General features: G+C 64.9%; 18 protein-coding genes. 9 read left to right on the plus strand and 9 right to left on the minus strand.

Features of this window, described 5'->3' with window-relative positions; translation table 11 throughout:
* Positions 1–28: 28 nt before the first annotated feature.
* From ACWAT4_RS12705 to ACWAT4_RS12715, 3 genes are all read right to left on the minus strand, one after another.
* On the minus strand, positions 29–973 hold the full coding sequence (locus ACWAT4_RS12705) for an ABC transporter substrate-binding protein (RefSeq protein WP_449730680.1): 945 nt from the start codon (positions 971–973) through the stop codon (positions 29–31).
* A gap of 106 nt (positions 974–1,079) precedes the next feature.
* Positions 1,080–1,808, minus strand: coding sequence for a histidine utilization repressor (gene hutC, locus ACWAT4_RS12710; protein WP_212298712.1), 729 nt, complete (start codon positions 1,806–1,808; stop codon positions 1,080–1,082).
* The gene (locus ACWAT4_RS12715; protein WP_449730681.1) at positions 1,805–3,163 is read right to left on the minus strand and encodes a formimidoylglutamate deiminase; all 1,359 of its coding nucleotides are present in this window, start codon (positions 3,161–3,163) and stop codon (positions 1,805–1,807) included. Before ACWAT4_RS12715 ends, hutC begins: the two co-directional genes overlap by 4 nt.
* Before the next feature lie 98 nt (positions 3,164–3,261).
* Between ACWAT4_RS12715 and hutI the strand changes: the two genes are divergently transcribed.
* The 3 genes from hutI to hutU are packed head-to-tail and all read left to right on the plus strand — an operon-like array spanning position 3,262 to position 7,730.
* Complete coding sequence (gene hutI, locus ACWAT4_RS12720; RefSeq protein ID WP_449730682.1) at positions 3,262–4,476, plus strand: imidazolonepropionase; 1,215 nt, start codon at positions 3,262–3,264, stop codon at positions 4,474–4,476.
* Positions 4,473–6,032, plus strand: a complete 1,560-nt coding sequence (hutH, locus tag ACWAT4_RS12725) for a histidine ammonia-lyase (protein WP_449730683.1) — start codon at positions 4,473–4,475, stop codon at positions 6,030–6,032. The genes hutI and hutH overlap by 4 nt, the downstream gene beginning before the upstream one ends.
* A 27-nt stretch (positions 6,033–6,059) precedes the next feature.
* A complete protein-coding gene (gene hutU, locus ACWAT4_RS12730) occupies positions 6,060–7,730 on the plus strand; it encodes a urocanate hydratase (protein WP_212298708.1) in 1,671 nt (556 codons plus the stop codon).
* A 7-nt stretch (positions 7,731–7,737) separates the two neighbouring features.
* Here the strand turns inward: hutU and ACWAT4_RS12735 are convergent, their stop codons facing one another.
* From ACWAT4_RS12735 to ACWAT4_RS12755, 5 genes are all read right to left on the minus strand, one after another.
* Positions 7,738–9,753 (minus strand): putative bifunctional diguanylate cyclase/phosphodiesterase, encoded by a 2,016-nt coding sequence (locus ACWAT4_RS12735; protein WP_212298707.1) that lies wholly within the window; start codon positions 9,751–9,753, stop codon positions 7,738–7,740.
* Positions 9,754–10,060: 307 nt separating this feature from the next.
* Entirely contained in the window at positions 10,061–10,951 is an 891-nt protein-coding gene (gene blaBJP, locus ACWAT4_RS12740; RefSeq protein ID WP_212298706.1) for a BJP family subclass B3 metallo-beta-lactamase, read from the minus strand.
* Between the two features lie 180 nt (positions 10,952–11,131).
* Positions 11,132–11,416, minus strand: coding sequence for a TonB-dependent receptor plug domain-containing protein (locus ACWAT4_RS12745; RefSeq protein ID WP_449730684.1), 285 nt, complete (start codon positions 11,414–11,416; stop codon positions 11,132–11,134).
* Between the two features lie 63 nt (positions 11,417–11,479).
* The gene (locus ACWAT4_RS12750) at positions 11,480–12,661 is read right to left on the minus strand and encodes a hypothetical protein (protein WP_212299180.1); all 1,182 of its coding nucleotides are present in this window, start codon (positions 12,659–12,661) and stop codon (positions 11,480–11,482) included.
* A 162-nt stretch (positions 12,662–12,823) separates the two neighbouring features.
* Entirely contained in the window at positions 12,824–13,096 is a 273-nt protein-coding gene (locus ACWAT4_RS12755) for a hypothetical protein (RefSeq protein ID WP_212298704.1), read from the minus strand.
* Positions 13,097–13,328: 232 nt separating this feature from the next.
* Between ACWAT4_RS12755 and ACWAT4_RS12760 the strand changes: the two genes are divergently transcribed.
* Positions 13,329–13,604 carry a hypothetical protein gene (locus tag ACWAT4_RS12760; RefSeq protein ID WP_449730685.1) on the plus strand — a complete coding sequence of 92 codons (276 nt, stop codon included), beginning with the start codon at positions 13,329–13,331 and terminating at the stop codon, positions 13,602–13,604.
* Between the two features lie 109 nt (positions 13,605–13,713).
* Complete coding sequence (locus ACWAT4_RS12765) at positions 13,714–14,523, plus strand: ABC transporter substrate-binding protein (protein WP_212298702.1); 810 nt, start codon at positions 13,714–13,716, stop codon at positions 14,521–14,523.
* Here the strand turns inward: ACWAT4_RS12765 and ACWAT4_RS12770 are convergent.
* Positions 14,497–15,195: an ABC transporter permease gene (locus ACWAT4_RS12770; RefSeq protein WP_212298701.1), complete on the minus strand. Its 699-nt coding sequence runs from the start codon at positions 15,193–15,195 to the stop codon at positions 14,497–14,499. The two genes, ACWAT4_RS12765 and ACWAT4_RS12770, sit on opposite strands and share 27 nt — an antisense overlap.
* A gap of 482 nt (positions 15,196–15,677) precedes the next feature.
* Here ACWAT4_RS12770 and ACWAT4_RS12775 point away from each other — a divergent pair, with 482 nt between their 5' ends.
* The 4 genes from ACWAT4_RS12775 (at position 15,678) to ACWAT4_RS12790 (ending at position 19,902) form a co-directional block, all read left to right on the plus strand.
* Positions 15,678–16,529 carry a 3-hydroxybutyryl-CoA dehydrogenase gene (locus ACWAT4_RS12775; protein WP_449730686.1) on the plus strand — a complete coding sequence of 284 codons (852 nt, stop codon included), beginning with the start codon at positions 15,678–15,680 and terminating at the stop codon, positions 16,527–16,529.
* A 135-nt stretch (positions 16,530–16,664) separates the two neighbouring features.
* The gene (locus ACWAT4_RS12780) at positions 16,665–17,129 is read left to right on the plus strand and encodes a group III truncated hemoglobin (RefSeq protein WP_212425492.1); all 465 of its coding nucleotides are present in this window, start codon (positions 16,665–16,667) and stop codon (positions 17,127–17,129) included.
* 264 nt (positions 17,130–17,393) lie between these two features.
* Positions 17,394–18,047, plus strand: a complete 654-nt coding sequence (locus ACWAT4_RS12785; protein ID WP_449730687.1) for a QcrA and Rieske domain-containing protein — start codon at positions 17,394–17,396, stop codon at positions 18,045–18,047.
* A gap of 130 nt (positions 18,048–18,177) precedes the next feature.
* The gene (locus tag ACWAT4_RS12790; protein WP_212299179.1) at positions 18,178–19,902 is read left to right on the plus strand and encodes a methanol/ethanol family PQQ-dependent dehydrogenase; all 1,725 of its coding nucleotides are present in this window, start codon (positions 18,178–18,180) and stop codon (positions 19,900–19,902) included.
* Positions 19,903–20,057: the final 155 nt, after the last annotated feature.

A 20,057-nucleotide genomic window follows, 5' to 3' on the forward strand; every position in this document is an offset into this window, starting at 1 on the left:
ACGGCGGGACCGGTGGCCTGTTGGGGATCTACTTGATGAAGCTGGCGTCGTAGAGGTCCTCGACCTTCGGCGCAGCCTTGATGATGCCGATTTCGAGCAGGAGTTCGGCCGCATCCTTGTTGAAGGCGAGGAAGTCGCCCGCAAAGAACTTCTGGTTCGCGGCCTTGTCTTGCCAGCGCAGATATTTTGCAGAGTTGCCGAACTGCTCGCCGGTTTGCTTCACGTCGGCGCCCATGATCTCATAGGACTTGGCCTGGTCCTTGGCGATCATGTCGAGCGATTCGAAATAGCTGTTGGCCAGCGCCTGCGCCGCCTTCGGATTCTCGCTCAGGAATTTCGGCGTGCAGCCGAACGTGTCCATCACGATCGGATAATCCAGCGTGGTCGCGATGATCTTGCCCTTGTCGGGCGCGGCGCGCACGGTCGACAGATACGGCTCATAGGTCATCGCGGCGTCGTTCTGGCCGGAGACGAAGGCCTGCGCGGCCGCGGCGGGCTCGAGGTTCACGACGGTGACGTCCTTCACGGTGAGCCCGTTCTTCTTCAGCATCCAGGCCAGCGCGAAATAGGGCGAGGTGCCGGGCGCGGAGGCCGCGACCGTCTTGCCCTTGAGCTCCTTGATCGACGCGACGTCGTTGCGCACGGCCATACCGTCGGCACCAAAGCTCTTGTCGAGCTGGAAGATCTGCTTGGTCGCGACGCCGTTGGCGTTCCAGGAGATCCAGGTCTCGACCGTGGTCGCCGCGCACTGCACGTCGCCGGAAGCGATGGCGAGGTGGCGGTCCTTCTGCGGGATCTTCTTGATGGTGACGTCGAGGCCGTTCTTCTTGAAGATGCCGGCATCCTTCGCCAGCGTCAGCGGCGCGAAGCCGGTCCATCCGGAGATGCCGATGCCGACCTTGACGTCGTCGGCGAGCACAGGGGTGGAGGCCGCGAGAGCAATGATTGTCGCAAATACTTTCGAACTACGCATGATTGTCGTCCTCTTGCCGATCGATGGTTTGACGTCCTGTTGATCTCTGTCGGCCCCTACGGACCGTTGCCCGAAGCGTTGCACGATTTGTGCCGACATCATCGTCTCAACCTCCCTTGAATCGGGCGACAAGGCGGTGAGAGTCACCGGGATAAAGCAGTCGCACCGCTGTGATCGTGCGTGCGCTGCGCCAAGTATAGCGGTCGATCACGAGGCATGGCGCGCCGATTGCGATGTCGAGCGCCGCCGCCGTCCGATCATCCGCCACAATGGCGCTGATCGTGTGCTCGGCCTCTGTCCAAGGGACATGATGAAGCAGCCACGAGCCGGGCGGCTCGCGCGAGAAATCCGCGGTCGCAGCGTCCGGGACGGAGGACAGATCGATCAGCCGGTCCTCGACCGCAAACGGGACGTTGTCGGCGCTGTGGCGGCAGGAGATCGCGATCACCTTGCCGGCCTTCTTGACGCCAAGACGTTCGCGGTCGGCTGCCGTCGCCGCGCGCAGCTTGCGGCCGATCAGCTCATAGCCGTAAGTGCGCCCAAGCGCGATAATCTCTGCGCGGATATCCGCGATCTTGAGCACCGCCGACTGATGCTGCGGCCGCCGCACGAACGAGCCGGCGCGGCGTCGCCGCTCGATCAAATCCGCCTGTGCAAGCTCCGACAGCGCCTTGTTCACCGTCATGCGCGAGCAGCCGTAGCGTGCGACCAGCTCGTGCTCGAAGGGAATGCGATGGCCGGGCGGCCATTCGCCCGTCAGGATTCGTTTTTCGATGTCGGCGCGGATGCGCTTGTAGAGCGTCGGCTTGTCTGCTGCATCGGTGGCGAGGCTCATGCAACGAGCCTCCGCATCGCGGCGTTGAAGCGTTCGCGCGCGGTCTGGCGCAATTTGTGTTGTCCGCCTTCCACGACCTTGCTGCCGCCGGCCCAAACGCAATCGATCGCGCTGCCGCCCGACGCAAAGATCCAGCCGTCGATCGCGGCATCGCCCGCACGTCCCGCCAGCGACGGATGCGCGGCGTCGAGCGTGACGATATCGGCGCGCGCACCGGGGGCGAGCCCCGCAATCTGCTGCGCCAGCGCCCGCGCGCCGCCCGCGAGCGCATGGTCGAACAACGCGCGCCCGGTCGAGCGGCCGGCGCCGCTGGAGAGGACGTTGCGCTGGCGGTGCTTCAGTCGTTGGCCGTATTCGAGCTGGCGCAGCTCGTCGGCGACGCCGACCAGCACGTTGGAATCGGTGCCGACGCCGAATGCGCCGCCGGCAGCAAGAAATTCGCGCGCCGGAAAGATGCCGTCGCCGAGGCTCGCTTCGGTGATGGGACAGAGGCCGGCGACCGCACCGGTCTTTGCGAATGCGCTAACTTCCTCATCCGTGGTGTGGGTCGCGTGAATAAGGCACCAGCGCTGATCGAGTGGCGCGTGATCCAGCAGCCATTGCACCGGACGCCGCCCCGACCAGGCGAGGCAATCCTCGACTTCCTTCACCTGCTCGGCGGCGTGAATGTGCACCGGGCCGCCGTCCGCGAGCGGAATGATCGCCGTGAGCTCGTCCGGCGCGACCGCGCGCAGGCTGTGCGGCGCGATGCCGATATTGGCGCCCGGAAGCGCAGCGATCGCCTTGCGTGACGCTGCCACCAGCGCGGCGAACTGATCGACTGAGCAGATGAAGCGGCGCTGGCCGTCGTGCGGCGCGGCGCCGCCGAAGGAGCCATGCGCATAAAAACTCGGCAGCAGCGTCAGGCCAATGCGGGAGGCTTCGGCGGCCTGCGCAATGCGCGCGGCCATCTCGGCGAGGTTGGCGTAATGCGAGCCGTCGCGATCGTGATGCAGATAGTGGAACTCGCCGACGCGGGTAAAACCCCGCTCCAGCATCTCGACATACAGCAGCGTCGCGACAGCGGCGACATCGTCCGGCGTCATCGCCAGCGCGAAACGATACATCGTCTCGCGCCAGGTCCAGAACGTGTCGGTCGAATCGCCGCGCAGCTCGGCGAGCCCCGCCATGCCGCGCTGAAAGGCGTGGCTGTGCAGGCTCGCAAGCCCGGGAAGCGCGATGGCGTGGCGCTCGTCGCCGGCGGCAGATGCCACGCCCGGCGTCACCGCCGCGATCGCGCCGGCGGTGATCACCACCTGCACGTCATTGGCCCAGCCCGAGGGCAGGAGCGCGGAGGCGAAATGCAGTCGGGACATGAGGACACGCCGGCTGGACAGAACCGCCATACGATTATATGTCTAGACATATAAGTCAAGCATCCCAGGGCGCAGGGACTTCGCGAAGGGACACTGGCATGGCAGAGCGCTTCGACCGGATCTGGCATAACGCCCGGCTCGCCACGATGCGGGCCGACCGTCCCGATCTCGGCGAGATCGCGCATGGCGCGATCGCCATACGCGGCGGCCACATCGTCTATGCCGGTGCGGCGGCAGATTTTCCTGTCGATGCCGATGCCATCGAGCGGATCGATTGCGAGGGGCGCTGGATCACGCCGGGCCTCGTCGACTGCCACACCCATCTCGTCTATGGCGGCAACCGCGCGCATGAATTCGAGCTGCGTCTGAAGGGCGCGAGCTACGAGGAGATTGCGCGTGCCGGCGGCGGCATCGTCTCGACGGTCGCCGCAACGCGCAAGGCGAGCGAGGCCGAACTGGTCGCAAGTGCGCTGCCGCGGCTCGATGCGCTGATCGGCGAGGGCGCCACCACGATCGAGATCAAGTCCGGCTATGGCCTCGATGCCGAGACCGAGATGCGCCAGCTCTCCGCCGCGCGCAGCCTCGCTCGTCAGCGGCCGGTGGCGATTCGCACCTCTTTCCTCGGCGCACATGCGTTGCCGGTCGAGGCTGATGGCGACAAGGACCGCTATATCGACCTCCTCTGCAACAAGATGCTGCCCGCCGTCGCGAAAGCCGGCCTTGCCGATGCCGTCGACGCCTTCATGGAGGGCATCGCGTTCTCGGCCGAGCAGACGGCGCGGGTGTTCGAAACCGCGCGGGGGCTGGGCTTGCCGGTCAGGCTCCATGCGGATCAGCTCTCGAACCTCGGCGGCGCTGCGCTCGCCGCAAAATTTTCAGCGCTCTCCGCCGATCATCTCGAGCACACGGACGAGGCCGGCGCGGCTGCAATGGCGAAAGCTGGTACGGTCGCCGTGCTGCTTCCCGGCGCGTTTTACTTCATTCGCGAGACGCAAAAGCCACCGGTCGAGGCGTTCCGCAAGCACGGCGTCCCCATGGCGCTCGCGACCGACTGCAATCCGGGCAGCTCGCCGCTGACCTCGCTGCTGCTTGCCATGAACATGGGTGCGACGCTGTTCCGGATGACTGTCGTCGAATGCCTCGCCGGTATCACCCGCGAAGGCGCGCGGGCGCTCGGCATGCTCGATGAGACCGGCACGCTGGAGGCCGGGAAATGGTGCGATCTCGCGATCTGGGACATCGAGCGTCCCGCCGAACTGGTCTACCGCATCGGCTTCAATCCGCTGCACCGCCGTGTCTGGAGGGGCCAGTGACGGAGCCAGGCGCAGCGATCGTCGTCAGGCCGGGATCGGTCAGCCTCGACGATCTCGCCAGCGTACTCGAAGGCACGTCCGTCGTGCTCGATGCCGCGTTCTGGCCGCGCGTCGAGGCGGCCGCGGAGATCGTCGCGAAGGCCGCTCAGGCTGCTGCACCCGTCTATGGCATCAACACCGGATTCGGAAAGCTGGCGTCAAAGCGCATTCCGCCGGACCAGACCGCGCTGCTTCAGCGCAACCTGATCGTCTCGCATTGCTGTGGCGTTGGGCCGGCGACGCCCGAGCCGATCGTGCGGCTGATGATGGCATTGAAAATCATCTCGCTCGGGCGCGGGGCCTCGGGCGTACGCCGCCAGGTGATCGAGCAGTTGCAGGCCATGCTGGCGCAGGGCGTCTATCCACTGGTGCCGCAGCAGGGCTCGGTCGGCGCCTCCGGTGACCTCGCGCCGCTTGCGCACATGACGGCGGTGATGATCGGCGAGGGGCAGGCTATCATCGACGGCAAGACCGTGTCCGGGGCCGAAGCGTTGGCGGCGGCCGGCCTTGCGCCATTGACGCTCGGCCCCAAAGAGGGCCTCGCGCTGATCAACGGCACGCAATTCTCGACCGCCTACGCCATTTCCGGCGTGTTGCGCGCATTTCGCCTCGCCCGCGCCGCGCTCGTCACCGGCGCACTGTCGGTGGATGCCGCGATGGCCTCGACTGCGCCGTTCCGCCCCGAGATTCAGGCACTGCGCGGTCAACCCGGGCAGGTCGCAGCTGCCGCGACGCTGACTGCGCTGCTCGATGGCAGCGATATCCGTCTGTCGCATCTCGAAGGCGACGAGCGCGTGCAGGATCCTTATTGCCTGCGTTGCCAGCCCCAGGTCGCAGGCGCGGCGCTGGATCTGATCACGCAAGCCGCGCGCACGCTGATCGTCGAGGCCAATGCCGTCACCGATAATCCGTTGGTGCTGGTCGAGAGTGGCGAGATCGTCTCGGGCGGCAATTTTCACGCCGAGCCGGTGGCCTTCGCCGCCGATACCATCGCGCTGGCATTGTCAGAGGTCGGTGCGATCAGCGAGCGGCGCATCGCGACGCTGGTCGATCCCGCGCTCAATTTTGGCTTGCCGCCATTTCTGACGCCGGACCCCGGCATCAATTCCGGCTTCATGATCGCCGAGGTGACGGCGGCCGCGCTCTATGCCGAGAACAAGCAGCGCGCTGCGGCCTGCTCAATCGACTCGACGCCGACCAGCGCCAACCAGGAGGACCATGTCTCGATGGCCGCGCATGCCGCGCGGCGCCTTTCGGACATGGCCGACAATCTCGCCGCCATCTTGGGCATCGAGCTTCTGGTCGCAGCCCAAGGCATCACGCTACGCGCGCCGCATGCGACCAGCGCGCCGCTCATCGCCGTCATCGCGGCCCTTCGCGAACAGGTGCCCGCACTCGGCGACGATCGATACATGGCCGGCGATCTCGGCAGGGCTGCGGCGCTGGTCGAAGCCGACGCGCTGCCGGCTGCGGCGCTCGCCAAGCTCCCGGCTGATCCGTTTCCAAAACTTGACTGAACCAGACTTGCCTGAAGAGGTTTTCTCATGAACCGCCGACTGGACAACGACCGCACCATCCGTGCTCCGCGCGGCAGCGACATCAGCGCCAAGAGCTGGCTGACGGAAGCGCCCTTGCGCATGCTGATGAACAATCTCGACCCTGACGTCGCGGAGCGCCCGAGCGAGCTCGTCGTCTATGGTGGCATCGGCCGCGCCGCGCGTGATTGGGAGAGCTTCGACCGCATCACCAACGCGTTGCGCAAGCTCGAGAGCGACCAGACGCTATTGGTTCAGTCCGGCAAGCCGGTCGGTATCTTCCGCACCCATGCGGATGCACCACGCGTGCTGATCGCGAACTCCAACATCGTGCCGCATTGGGCAACGCTCGATCATTTCAACGAGCTCGATCGCCAGGGCCTGATGATGTACGGCCAGATGACGGCGGGCTCGTGGATCTATATCGGCAGCCAGGGCATCGTGCAGGGCACCTACGAAACCTTCGTCGAGGTCGGCCGCCGCCATTATGGCGGCAGCCTCGCAGGAAAATGGATTCTCACTGCGGGCCTCGGCGGCATGGGCGGCGCGCAGCCGCTGGCCGCGACCATGGCTGGTGCGTCGATGCTTGCGGTCGAATGCCAGCCGAGCCGCATCGAGATGCGGCTGCGCACCGGCTATCTCGACCGGCAGGCCGCAACGCTCGACGAAGCGCTCGCGATCATGGCGGACGCCGCGAAGACCAAGAAAGCCGTCTCGGTCGGCCTGCTCGGCAACGCCGCGGAGATCTTCCCGGAGCTGGTGCGTCGCGGCGTCAAGCCGGACATCGTCACCGACCAGACCAGCGCGCATGATCCGATCAACGGCTATCTGCCGAAGGGCTGGACGCTGGCTGATTGGGAGGCGAAGCGCGCCTCCGATCCGAAGGCGGTGGAGCGCGCGTCAAAGACGTCGATGGTCGAGCACGTCCAGGCCATGCTGAATTTCCATGCCCAGGGCATTCCGACGCTCGACTACGGCAACAACATCCGCCAGATGGCGCAGGACATGGGCCTGAAGAATGCCTTCGATTTCCCCGGCTTCGTGCCCGCCTATATCCGCCCCTTGTTCTGCCGCGGCGTCGGACCGTTCCGCTGGGCCGCGCTGTCGGGCGATCCCGAGGACATCTTCAAGACCGATGCCAAGGTCAAGGAGCTGATGCCTGACGACAAGCATCTGCACAACTGGCTCGACATGGCCAGGGAGCGGATCAAGTTCCAGGGCCTGCCGGCGCGGATCTGCTGGGTGGGCCTCGGCGATCGCCATCGGCTCGGCCTCGCCTTCAACGAGATGGTCGCGCGCGGCGAGTTGAAAGCGCCGATCGTGATCGGCCGCGATCATCTCGACAGCGGCTCGGTGGCGAGCCCGAACCGCGAGACCGAGGCGATGAAGGATGGATCGGACGCGGTGTCCGACTGGCCTTTGCTCAACGCGCTGCTCAATTGCGCCAGTGGCGCGACCTGGGTCTCGCTGCATCACGGCGGCGGCGTCGGCATCGGCTATTCCCAGCACGCCGGCATGGTGATCGTCGCCGACGGCACGCCGGAGGCCGCCAAGCGGATCGAGCGCGTGCTGTGGAACGATCCGGCCAGCGGCGTCATGCGCCACGCGGACGCGGGCTACGACATCGCGATCGACTGCGCCCGTGACAAGGGGCTCGACCTGCCGAGCCTTTCGAAGTAGCGCGGCCTCAGGCGACCACCTTGGCCGCGCGCGCGGCGTCGCCGTCCAGGCGCTCGCGTTCCTTGGCGAGATACTCGTCAATCGCGCTGCCTGGCATCGGCTTTGCGAAATAATAGCCTTGGATGAAGTCGCAGCCGAGGCGGCGCAGGGTATCGAGCTGGGCGCGCGTCTCCACGCCCTCGACCACGCAGGCGATCTCCATGTCGTCGCAGAGGCCTGCGAGCGACTTGATGATCTTGTGGCTGACCGGGTTTTCGTTGATGTCGGCGACGAAGCTGCGGTCGACCTTGATCTTGTCGAGCGGCAGCCGGTGCACGTGGCTCAGCGAGGAATAGCCGGTGCCGAAATCGTCCAGCGAGATGCCACAGCCCATGGCCTTCAGCGTCGCGATTGATTGTTGCGCGCGCACGAAATCGAAGGTGACGGCAGTCTCGGTGATCTCGAAATCGATCCGGTGCGGCGGCAGGCCGCTCTTCTCGATGATGGCGATCAGCGGCAAGATGCCTTCGGCCGCGCAGACGTCATGGGCGGAGAGATTGAACGACAGGCGGATGTGGTCGGGCCAGGTCTTTGCGGTCGCGAGCGCGCGCGTCAGCAGCACCTGTGTCAGCGGCCGGATCAGGCCGATGCGCTCTGCGGCCGGAATGAAGTCGGCGGGGGAGACCCAGCCGAGGCGGGGGCTATGCCAGCGCGCCAGGGTCTCGAAGCCCGCGGTGTGCTCGCTCATGGCATCGACAATCGGTTGAAATACCAGCTCCATCTCGGCGCCGAAATCGGAGGTCCGCAACAGGTTCTCGATGACGCCGCGGCTGCGAATCTCGGCCTCGAGCTCGCTGGAGAAAATCACCGTCCGCCCGCGCAGATGGCGCTTGGCGTGGTAGAGCGCGTAGTCTGCGCATTCATACAGCGCTTCCGACGTCGTGGCGGAGCGCGGGTACAGCGCAAATCCGATCGAGCAGGACAGGCCGGTGTGGGCGGTGTCGAGCTGGTAGGGCAGCTTGACCTGCTCGCCGATGCGTTGGCCGAGCCGCATCAGATCGGCGTCTTCGGGGTCACCGCATACGACGAGACCGAACTCGTCGCCGCCGAGCCGGGCAAACTCGACCCGTTGTGGCCCAAAGCCTTCGCAGACCTCGCGGACGCGGCGGCCAGCCTCGATCAGGACGCGGTCGCCGACCGAGTGGCCGTAATTGTCATTGATCGGCTTGAAGCCGTCGAGGTCGATGATACCGACCGCGACGCGTACGTGCCTGCGCTCGGCTTCAGTGAAGGCGCTCGACAGTTCGGCGAAGAAGCGGCGGCGGTTCGGCAGCTCGGTGAGAGAGTCGAGATTGGCGAGGCGAAAATTCTCGTCCGAGAGCGCCTGCGTCGCCGCCTGCTGCGTCAGCAACGATTTTCGGCTGGCGACGAGGTCGGCGAAGTCGCGGTAGTAGATGAACAGCACCGTCACCATCGCGCCGGAGACCAGCAGATTGTTGATTGCGATCGCCTTCAGCGTCGGTTCGCCGGTGGCCCAGAAGAACAGCACATAGGGTACGTCGACGATCAAGGTCACGATCAGCGCCGCCGAGCGCAGATGCATCAACGAGAAGATGCAGCCGATCACGGTCACGGCCATGTAGAATGCGACCTGGCTTTTGGCGAAGGGATCGCCGTAGGGATAGAGCGCAAAGGACCAGATGGTGAAGCCGGCGCCGATCGGCAGCGTCATCCAGTTGGTGGCGCGCAGATTGCGCAGGATGTCGGCATCGCTGCGGACGAGACGGCGCTGTCGAAGCCACCAGAATGTGCGCAGCCCAGCGATCAGGGTCAGCACGCTCGGGACGATCATCGTCAGCCAATCTGGCGCGACGTTGACGTAGGTATAGGCGACCGCGATCGTATTGCTGATCAGGATGAAGTAGAGCAGCGGGATCTGCTTGGAGAAGGCGTCGAATTGCGCGCGCGACAGATCCGGGTCTTCCGGCACGCGAAACAGGCGCGTCGTAGCGGCAAGGTAGGTTTTCAAATCAACGGCAGGCATTGCAATCCGCGCCCCTAATCCCTTCAAAACGAGGGTAATCTTGCACAGCGGGGGTAAAGAGCGCGTTAGATGTTCCCGTCCCGGGAACACGAGCTATGGTTGCAGTCTACCGCACGATTTGCCACCCGCGTGCATTGGTGAGGGGATGTTAAGGATGTGAGGCGGAAGGACGCCGTGTCTCGCGCGACAGATTGTCCGAAATGATCGCGGCTACGTTCTGCTAACCATAGCGGGCCTGGCAACAAGGTGCAGCCTGATGTCGCGGCGGTCGTCATTGACGACCGCCACGTAGCGATGGAGATGCCGCCTATTTTGCGGCCTGGAGCGCGGCCGTCTGCTTGGCGAGCTGCTTGTCGAATTCGTCCGACAGGCCGGTGGCGTAGGTTGCAAGCTCGCCCGGCTTGACGAACGGGTTCGGCGTCTCGCTCTTGATCTGCTGCGCGCGCTTGTCCTGCATGCCGTAGACCTCGGGATGTGGTCCGAGCAGCACGTCGATCTTCATCGCCTTGGCCTTGGCGAAGGTCGCGCGATAGTCGTCGACGATGCCGGGATAGGTCGGCTGTCCAACCAGCCGGTTCAGCGCCACGGTGCCGCTGCAGAAGAACAGCACCTCGTGCTCCTGGCCGCCGTCCTTCACCGTCATCTCCCAGCTCGTGCAGCCCGGCGAGTGGCCGGGCGTCGCATGCGCCGTCAGCGTGGTGTCACCGAGCGTGACCTTGTCGCCCTCCTTCACCGCGCGATCGACCTTCACCGGCGGAAAGGTGAGGTCCTCGTTCTTTTCGTCGCCCGGATAATAGCCGCCTTCGAGCAGCGGCTTGTCGCGTTCGCCGGCCACCAGCTGCGCGCCGCTCTCCGTCTTGATTTCGGCGAAGCCGCCGGTGTGGTCGAGATGGGCATGGGTGTTGAGGATGTATTTGATGTCGGCAACCTTGAAGCCGAGCTTGGCGATGTTGTCCTTGATCATGCCGGTCGATTGCGGCATCGCGGTGTCCATCAGGATCAGGCCCTGCGACGTCTTGATGACGTAGACGGCGATGCCGTCGGTGCCGACATAATAGATGTTGTCGATCAGGCGAAACGGATCGAATGGTGCGGTCCATTTCTTCATGACCACCGCCAGAAAGTCCTTGATGGTCTGCGCTTGCGCAGCGGGTGCGAAGAGCGCCAGCGCACACAGCGCGGCCGCGAGCTTTCTCATGGATTGTCCTCCCGATTGTCGTTGTCGTTGCGATCGCACGTGACGTCGGCGCGGATCGATCGAGAGGCTAGATGTTGCGCGAAGCCGCAGCAACGGCCTCGTGCTCGAAAAATTCCGCGTCATGCGCGGAATAACGATCCCTGTCCGGTTAGAGCATGGCGGCGACGGTGCGGGCGTGGCTCAGCGCCCGATGGTCACCCCGGCGGTCGAGCGCATGGCGTCGCGGAGGCTGGTCGCCCTCATGTCGTCGAGCACCCGCCGCGTCAGCACGGTGGTCTGGCCAGGCGTGTCGAGAATGGTCTCGCCACGCGAGGTGGAGAGCCGGTTGGCCTTGTAGGGGGCAACAGGATCGGTGGCGGGCGCCGCCGAATGGGTGTGGCGCGGCGGCTTGTGGGATGCGGCGAGGGCGCCTTGCGAACCGCAGAGGGCGATGATCGCGATCAGGCTTTGCCATCTTGCGGACATGCGAGCTCCCATATCCAGGGCGTCAGCCTAGCACGGGACGAACGACATCGCAGAGGAAAAGGATCAGGCGAGCGCGGCCTGGCGTTCCCGCACCGGCTCCCGGCTGCGATCGGTGCCACGCGGTTCGGCGAGCCTGGTAAAGCTGCGCTGGCCGGCATGCACGGGCGCTTCGACGATGACGCCCTCGCAAACGATCTGGCCGCCGAGCAACTTGAATTCCAGCTTGTCGTAACGCGGCATCGTCTCGCCCGGCTCGGGCGGAAGCAGCTCGATGCGTCCCTGGATGTTCAGCGTGGCATCGCCGGTGCCGTGGAGCCGCGGATTCCACATCCTGATCCCGGTCTCCGCCCAGCGCTGCCGGATCAGCGTGGCGCGGTCGGCGGGCTCCACGATCTTTGCGCGAGCCTTCGGCGTGCTGACGATCTTCGGAGCGGGAGATTCAGGGGGCGGAGCCGGCTCGATATGCGCGACGACAGCCGGTGCATCGGCGGTGGTGTCCTCCAGGACAACGGCCGTGACGGGCGAAAGATCGTCGGCCACAACCGGTTCGATTTCCGCGGCGACGCTCGGAGCAGGCTCGCTGTCGATGCTGACCTCGGCAACGACAGGCGCGGTGATCGCGGTGTCGACAACGATGACGGGTGCCACGTCGGCGGCGACCGGCATCGTCTCCATCACGTCAGGTGCGATGAAGACGTGCTCTGCGACGACTGGCTCAACTCTGGCCGGAAGTCCTGGTGTTGCATCGTTACTGGCGAGCGGCTCTGGCGTCGCGGTCGGCTCGCTCTCGTTGTCGACGGACGAGACCGGTGCCTCCTCCACGACCTCGGCTCCAGCATCCGCCAGCAGTTCCGCAGGCTGATCGCTGCTGATGAGCTCAGGCGCGTCAACTGGCTCGCTCGCGATCTCGACCGAAGAGATCGAAATCTCTTCCTCGACGATGGGCTCGGCCTCTGCCGGCGTCTCCAAAGATGAATCTTCGCCAACGCCGATGTCAGCCAGCGCCCGGGACAGGCTCTCGGCGACGGCAGGGATCGCGGCCTCGTCCTCGACGACTGGAGCAGCGACCTCGATGTCGGCGTCGCGAGGCGTCGGCTCGGTGACACTATCGAGGGCGGGAGCTGCTTCGGCGACAATGGCTGGCTGCTCATCCGCGACGATCGGCGCCGCGTCGATGCTGCCGCTGGACGGCGAGGGCCGAAGCCGGGTGAACGCCCATTTCACCGCGGGAATGCGGCTCAGCAACGATATCAGTCTCGAAAGCACCGGGAATTGTCCAAGAGGTACATAGGCCTTAGGCAATCGCTGATTCGCCAGCAATGTGAAAAACTGCCCCGGCCGTCACACCCCTGTCAATTGAGGTGGGACCAATTGCAGAACATCTGCACAGCCCGCGCGCCACAGCGCTCATTCGAAATGCATCGATGCGAGCGGATCTTCGTCGCGATCGGGCTGGTGCGTCGGAACAAGCGGTATGACGGCGTGCTCTGCTTTGCGGAGGTGCGGGTGCACCAGTGCGTGCTTGCGAACGAGCGCCATGGTGAGCGCCTCGCATTCCCCGGGGGCACTCCCCCACGCGCAATCGATGCTTGACGACTGTCCGGGCCAGGCTTGCGCCGGACCGCCGATTGCAAGTGACAAGACCACCCGCAGGGCGGTGGCGATGATCGTCTTTGTCATGCGAGGCTCCAACCGTTCCATCCTAGGGGATCGGCCTGAACGTGCGTTATTCCGCGCCGCTGCATGATCCTGCGACAGCTCACGCGGGGTTCAACGGCCGTGAGGCCGTCGTGAAAAGGTGCTGCTTCCCGCCAGCAACGAACTGAGCCGGGAACCTGCATGCGACAACGCACCGCCGCGGCGTACTGGGCTGCCGCGCTTAGGATGCGCGGGCAGCAAAGCGAGAATTCGCATGCGTGATCCTCCCGAAGACAGGATCGTTCCGATCCGCTCGTTGCAAGACGCCAGGCTCGACGAGCGCTTCGACGCAACGCTTGCGGACCTCGAGGCACGCCGCGACGAGCTCGTGCGGGTCGTCTCCCGCCTCACCGAAGGCCTCGGCGTGATCGACCAGGCGGGGGCAAATGGATCGGCGCAGTCGGCACGCGATCTGCTTGGCCTCCTGGCAACGGCCCAAGCCCAGCTCGACGAGGTCTCGGCGATCATCGCGAAGCTGCGATTGTCATGATGCCGCAGCCAACGCGACCGCGCCCAGGAGCTGTTGCGCAGAACATCGGTCTTTTCAGCGCCGTCCTCCCCGCGTAACTTGAGATGTCTGGGGGAGTGAGGACGACGCAATGAAGAAGCTTGCCGCCATCGTAGCGGTTCTGTTCTGGTCGACATGCGCCTATGCGCAGGACCGCACCATCACCGTGGCCTCGACGACGTCGACGGAGCAATCCGGTCTGTTCGGCTATCTGCTGCCGCTGTTCGCGAAGGCCGAGGGCGTCGAAGTGAAGGTCGTTGCCGTCGGCACCGGCCAGGCGCTGGATATCGGGCGGCGCGGCGATGCCGACGTGGTGTTCGTTCATGACAGGCCGGCCGAAGACAAGTTCATGTCCGAGGGGCAGGGCGTGAAGCGCTTCGACGTCATGTACAACGACTTCATCATCGTCGGCCCGAAGAGCGATCCAGCGAAAATCGCCGGCGACAAGGACGTCGCCGATGCCTTGCGCAAGATTGCAGCGGCTAGAGCGCCGTTCATCTCCCGCGGCGACAAGTCCGGCACGCATGCCGCCGAGCTGCGACTGTGGAAGGAGGCGGGTGTCGATCCCGCGGCCGGCAAGGACAGCTGGTATCGCGAGATCGGCCAGGGCATGGGCCCGGCCTTGAACATGGCGTCGTCGTCGAACGCTTACCTCTTGTCGGACCGCGGCACCTGGCTGTCGTTCAAGAACAGAGGCGAGCTCGCGATCCTGACCGAGGGCGACAAGCGGCTGTTCAACCAATACGGCGTCATGCTGGTCAATCCGGACAAGCATCCGAACGTGAAGGCCAAGGACGGGCAGGCCTTCATCGACTGGCTGATCTCACGGCAGGGGCAGGATGCGATCGCCGGCTACAAGGTCGGCGGCGAGCAGCTATTTTTCCCCAACGCGTCCCACTAGCAGGAAGGCGACCGTCGAGACGGCCACGCTGAGCGCGAGCAGGATCAGACCGAGCCCGAGCGCCAGCGGCAGGTCGCCCTTGCTGGTCTCCAGAGCGATCGCGGTCGTCATCGTGCGCGTAAAGCCGCGAATGTTGCCGCCGACGATGATGATGGCGCCGACCTCGGCGATCGCGCGCCCGAACGCGGCGAGGAAGGCCGTCAGCAGCGAGGTCCGGCCGAGCGCGAACAGCAGCCCGATGCTGCGCAGCGTCGAGAGCCCATCGATCCGTGCGAGGTCGCCATATTCCGCCCACAGCAGGCTCGCCGGCCTGTGCACCAGCGCCACCACGATCGGCGTGGCCAGCAGCGTCTGTGCGATCACCATGGCGGTCGGCGTGAACAGCAGGCCGGCCGCCCCGAGCGGGCCGGATCGCGACAGCATGAGATAAAGCGCAAGCCCGACCACCACCGGCGGCAGGCCAAGCAGCGCATTGGTCAGCACGATGATGACCTGCCGCCCGCGAAAGCGGGTGATCGCGAGCAGGGCTCCGAATGGGGCGCCGATCAGCAGTGCGACGATGCTGGCCGTCAGGCTCACGCGCACCGACAGGGCGACGATGCCGAGCATCTCGGGATCGGCCTCGCCAATCAGCGTGAACGCGGCGACGATGGATCGTGCGAAGTCGTTCATCCGGCCTGGAGCCTCAGTGCCGGGCCGAGTGTCCTGGAATGGTCGATGTCGAGGCTGCGAAGTTGCGTCACTCTGTTCCCTGCCGTTCGTGCTGACATTCGGAGAATACAAGGGCCGAGCGGTTTGGGCACTCTGCTCGCAAGAAAATGCCCGTCGGGCTCAGGCCGGCTCTCGGGACGTCGGGGGCCCATTTCAATGGCCTTGGGTCATGATTGCCGAGCCAACCATTGCGGCGAGCAGGAGCGCCGTCCCGATCCACTCGGCAACGGCGAAACCAGCCGCAAAACTCGGGCCGAAACGGCCGCGAGACCGCGAAATCACGCCCTTTGCGGTCAGAAAGGCGACTTTATTCTCGCCACGGATGCTTTAAGGAAGAGCCTGGATGCGGCGCCGCACATAAGGCGCCGCAGATCGGAATTCAGGTCAAACCGGGCTCGCCGCCGCCAGAGGCCAAGCCCGCTCAACGAGAAGGACGTCAGGCTATGATCAATACCGTTGGCATCATCGGAGCAGGGACCATGGGCAACGGCATCGCGCAGGTCTGCGCCGCGGCCGGGCTTTCGGTCGTGATGGTCGACATCTCCGATGCGGCGGTGAGCCGCGGCATTTCGACTGTTGGCGGCAGCCTCGAGCGCCTGGTCAAGAAGGAGAAGATGTCGGCGGCCGATCGTGAGGCGACGCTCAAGCGCATCACCGGCACCACCGACCGCGCGAAGCTTGCGGATTGTGATCTCGTCATCGAGGCCGCCACTGAGAACGAGGAGCTTAAGGTCAAGATCCTGAAGGACCTCTGCGCCACGCTGTCGCCGCGCACGCTGGTTGCAACCAACACCTCGTCGATCTCGATCACCAAGCTTGCGGCGGCGACCGATCGCCCCGATCGCTTCATCGGCATGCACTTCTTCAACCCGGTTCCGGTGATGGCGCTGCTGGAGCTCATCCGCGGCCTGCAGACATCGGACGACACCCACGCCAAGGCGCTCGATTTCGCCCAGCGCGTCGGCAAGGTGGCGATCACGGCCAAGAACAGCCCGGGCTTCGCCGTCAACCGCATCCTGTGCCCGATGATCAACGAGGCGATCTTCGCACTCCAGGAGGGCATTGCGACCGCCGAGGAGATCGATGCCGGCATGAAGCTCGGCTGCAACCATCCGATCGGGCCGCTGGCGCTGGCGGATCTCGTTGGCCTCGACACCATGTTGTCGGTGATGGAGGTCTTTTATAAGGGCTTCAACGACCCCAAATACCGTCCAGCCCCCTTGCTCAAGGAAATGGTCGATGCCGGCCATCTCGGCCGCAAGACCGGGCAGGGTTTCTACGCCTACGGCGCCTGATTTTGGCGTGGGCGGCGGGCTTCAATCCCCGCCGCTCAATCCCGCAATTTGCGCTACGACAAAGACGAACGCAGCGCTTTGGCCCGACAACGTCGCACGGCGGTTCGCGGGAACAACGAACGGAACACGAAGGACATGTCGGATCGACTGAAGGCCGAGCGGGAAGCTGCGGCCCAACGGCGGAACCTGCTGACCCAGGATGCGATCGAGCGCACCGGGATCACTGAGGAGATGATCGGAGAACTCGTCACCCGCTTCTATGGGCGCGTGCGCGAGGACGCGCTGCTCGGGCCGGCGTTCACGATTGTGCAGAATTGGGACGAGCATCTTGCCAAGCTCAGGGATTTCTGGTCGTCGGTCGTGCTGATGAGCGGTCGCTATCACGGCTCGCCGATGCGGGCGCATATCCCGCTCAGCCTGATCGGCGATCATTTCGACCGCTGGCTCGACCTGTTCGAGCAGACTGCGCGCGAAGTCTGCCCGCCGCCGGCAGCTAGCCTCTTCATCGACAAGGCCCGCCGCATCGCCGACAGTTTTGAGATGGCGTCGGCAACGATCGCCGGCCGCATCGCCGCGCCGCGTCACGTGCTCAGGTCCTGAACACGACGCATCTGCCTGCAAAACGTGCAGTTGAATCGCGTTGAGGTTGCCGCGCGCTGCCGACGGCGCGCTGCACCAATTCCTGCATCATCGGTCTGATCTGCAAAATCATCATGCCGATCGCGCGGTATGACGTTGAAATGGCAAAAACGCGTTTGAATGCGTGCGATCTCGTTCAATCAAAGCGAGTAAAGCCATATTGATGCACTGCGGCGCCAATTCTTCGCCTTCATTTCGGCAGAGTTCCAGCGCCTGCTACTGTGCATGTCGCGCGCATCATTCAGTGTCACTTCATCATCCTCCAACAGCACTGCTGACCCCGAAGCGGACGCGCACGCCGAGCAGACGCGGCGAGAGCTGCTGCTTGGTGCGCTCGCCACCACCGCGTGCTTCGGCTGTTCCGCGCCGGCACGCGCGGGTGAAGATCAGCCCGGCGCCGACGAGCGGCCGCAGAAGGGCGACGTGCTCGTGTTCTCGGAGGGCGACAGAGAAGGAAAGCTGATCAAGGCGGCTGACCTGACGGTTGGCGGCCCGCCGGTGCATGCCTGGCCGCAGGATCCCAAGACGTCGGTGGTGCGCAATGCCTCGCGTCTCAACGAGCTCCTGATCATCCGGCTCGATCCTGCCGAGCTTGACGAGCAGACCGAGGCGCGTGCCGTCGACGGCATCCTCGCCTATTCGGCGATCTGCGCCCATGCCGGATGTCCCGTCACCGCCTGGGTGAAGAGCGATGTCGGCGACAAGGATGTGTTCAAGTGCATGTGCCACAACTCCGAATACGATCCCCGCGCCGGCGCGCAGGTGGTGTTCGGGCCGGCGCCGCGGCGGCTCGCAGCACTGCCGCTGGCGCTCGCTGACGGCTCGCTCAGCGTCGCGGGTGGCTTCATCGGAAAGGTAGGTGGCGCGCAGCCGGGATGATGGACGGTGCGGGATGGGCCCGCCTCACGAGAGGCCGCATCCGCCGAGGGGCGGACGCCGGGACGAACGACAAGAATTCAAAACAAGAATTCAATCGGATGAAAAAGGGGAAACGTCCATGAAAACGTCCATGTCCAGGAAGCAATGGCTGCTGTCCGGCTTCGTCGCATTCACGTGTGTTGTCTCGACCGCCGCAATCGCCGGCCCGATCGAGAGCTACGCACCCGTCACCCAGCAGCGCCTGGAGACTCCGGAACCGGGCAATTGGATGCTCTATCGGCGCACCTATGACGGACAAGGCTACAGCCCGCTCGATCAGATCAACACCTCCAACGTCAAGAATCTCACACCGGTCTGGACCTTCGCAACCGGCGTCGTCGAAGGCCATGAGGCGCCGCCGATCGTCAACAACGGCGTGATGTTCGTGGCGACCCCGATGGGCCAGGTGATCGCGCTGAACGCGAAGACCGGCGATGAATATTGGCGCTACAAGCGGCAGCTCCCCGACGATCTGTTCCAACTGCATCCGACCAGCCGCGGCGTCGGCCTGTGGGAGGACAAGCTCTATCTCGCCACCACTGACGACCATGTCGTCGCCCTCGATGCCAAGACCGGCAAGGTGGCGTGGGACACCAAGGTTCAGGATTACAAGAAGGGTCAGTACATGACCCTGATGCCGCTGATCGTTGACGGCAAGGTTATCGTCGGTGGCTCCGGCGGCGAGTTCGGCGTGCGCGGCTATGTCGCCGCCTTCGATGCCAAGGACGGCAAGGAACTGTGGCGCACCTTCACCATTCCCGGCGAAGGCGAGCCCGGTCACGACACCTGGCAGGGCGACGACTGGAAGAACGGCGGCGGCTCGGCCTGGATGACCGGCACTTACGATAAGGAGACTAAGACGATCTATTGGGGGGTCGGCAATGCCGCGCCGTGGCCCGGCGAGATGCATCCCGGCGACAATCTCTATACCTCGTCGGTGATCGCGCTCGATCCGGGCAATGGCAAGATCAAGACCTACCACCAGTATCACCAGAATGACTCCTGGGACTGGGACGAGGTCGACGCGCCGATGCTGATCGATCTCCAGCGTGACGGCCGCAGCATCAAGAGCCTGGTTCATCCCGGGCGCGATGCGATTTTCTGGGTGCTCGAGCGCACACCGACCAAGATCAACTACGTCGCCGGCTGGCCGTTCGTCTCGACCGACGTCTGGAAGGGCATCGACGAGAACGGCAAGCCGATCCTCGATCCCGCGCACAAGCCGGTGGTCGGCAAGCGCGTGGAATTCTGCCCGTCGCTGTGGGGCGGCAAGGACTGGCCGTCGGCGGCCTACAGTCAGAAGACAGGGCTCGTCTACGTGCCGGCCAACGAGAACTTCTGCGGCGGCTTCACCGGCGAGAAGATCGCGCTCAAGCCCGGCGAGCTCTGGCTCGGCACCAAGCCGGAAGATATCGGCCTGAAGACCAAGCCGGGCGCCGATCATTTTGGTGAGATCCAGGCCTGGGACCCCGCGACCGGCAAGAAGGTGTGGCAGCACAACTTCCCGAAATCGCAGATGTTCGGTTCGGTCACGGCAACCGCAGGCGATCTCGTCTTCGCCGGCGGCACCAACGACCGCAACTTCCGCGCCTTCAATGCCAAGACTGGCGAGCTGCTGTGGGAGCAGAAGACCAACTCCGGCATCATGGGCATGCCGATGTCCTACGAGATCGACGGCACGCAATACATCGCGATCCAGTCGGGCTGGGGCGTGGACGCGCAACGCATCCAGGACGCGCTCGCGACCAATAATATCGGCATCGAGTCCAACGTGCCGCAGGGCGGCGTGATCTGGGTGTTCGCGCTGAAGAAATAAGCTCCGCAGGCGGATCGAGAGAAGCGGAGCGTCAGGGGGCAAATGCGGCGGGCGGCAACGTCCGCCGCATTTTGCGTGTGGGATGCGGGCTGCGACCAACACCATGACGATGTCGAAGCACTGGCGCGTAAGGCGGTACGAGGCCGCCTGATGTT

Source organism: Bradyrhizobium sp. T-1, assembly GCF_053592855.1.

What these genes read in the sequence shown, in the direction of transcription:
- ACWAT4_RS12705 (WP_449730680.1), bottom strand. Translation starts at nt 973, where the DNA reads ATGCGTAGTTCGAAAGTATTTGCGACAATCATTGCTCTCGCGGCCTCC.
- hutC (WP_212298712.1), bottom strand. Translation starts at nt 1,808, where the DNA reads ATGAGCCTCGCCACCGATGCAGCAGACAAGCCGACGCTCTACAAGCGC.
- ACWAT4_RS12715 (WP_449730681.1), bottom strand. Translation starts at nt 3,163, where the DNA reads ATGTCCCGACTGCATTTCGCCTCCGCGCTCCTGCCCTCGGGCTGGGCC.
- hutI (WP_449730682.1), top strand. Translation starts at nt 3,262, where the DNA reads ATGGCAGAGCGCTTCGACCGGATCTGGCATAACGCCCGGCTCGCCACG.
- hutU (WP_212298708.1), top strand. Translation starts at nt 6,060, where the DNA reads ATGAACCGCCGACTGGACAACGACCGCACCATCCGTGCTCCGCGCGGC.
- ACWAT4_RS12735 (WP_212298707.1), bottom strand. Translation starts at nt 9,753, where the DNA reads ATGCCTGCCGTTGATTTGAAAACCTACCTTGCCGCTACGACGCGCCTG.
- blaBJP (WP_212298706.1), bottom strand. Translation starts at nt 10,951, where the DNA reads ATGAGAAAGCTCGCGGCCGCGCTGTGTGCGCTGGCGCTCTTCGCACCC.
- ACWAT4_RS12745 (WP_449730684.1), bottom strand. Translation starts at nt 11,416, where the DNA reads ATGTCCGCAAGATGGCAAAGCCTGATCGCGATCATCGCCCTCTGCGGT.
- ACWAT4_RS12755 (WP_212298704.1), bottom strand. Translation starts at nt 13,096, where the DNA reads ATGACAAAGACGATCATCGCCACCGCCCTGCGGGTGGTCTTGTCACTT.
- ACWAT4_RS12760 (WP_449730685.1), top strand. Translation starts at nt 13,329, where the DNA reads ATGCGTGATCCTCCCGAAGACAGGATCGTTCCGATCCGCTCGTTGCAA.
- ACWAT4_RS12765 (WP_212298702.1), top strand. Translation starts at nt 13,714, where the DNA reads ATGAAGAAGCTTGCCGCCATCGTAGCGGTTCTGTTCTGGTCGACATGC.
- ACWAT4_RS12770 (WP_212298701.1), bottom strand. Translation starts at nt 15,195, where the DNA reads ATGAACGACTTCGCACGATCCATCGTCGCCGCGTTCACGCTGATTGGC.
- ACWAT4_RS12775 (WP_449730686.1), top strand. Translation starts at nt 15,678, where the DNA reads ATGATCAATACCGTTGGCATCATCGGAGCAGGGACCATGGGCAACGGC.
- ACWAT4_RS12780 (WP_212425492.1), top strand. Translation starts at nt 16,665, where the DNA reads ATGTCGGATCGACTGAAGGCCGAGCGGGAAGCTGCGGCCCAACGGCGG.
- ACWAT4_RS12785 (WP_449730687.1), top strand. Translation starts at nt 17,394, where the DNA reads ATGTCGCGCGCATCATTCAGTGTCACTTCATCATCCTCCAACAGCACT.
- ACWAT4_RS12790 (WP_212299179.1), top strand. Translation starts at nt 18,178, where the DNA reads ATGTCCAGGAAGCAATGGCTGCTGTCCGGCTTCGTCGCATTCACGTGT.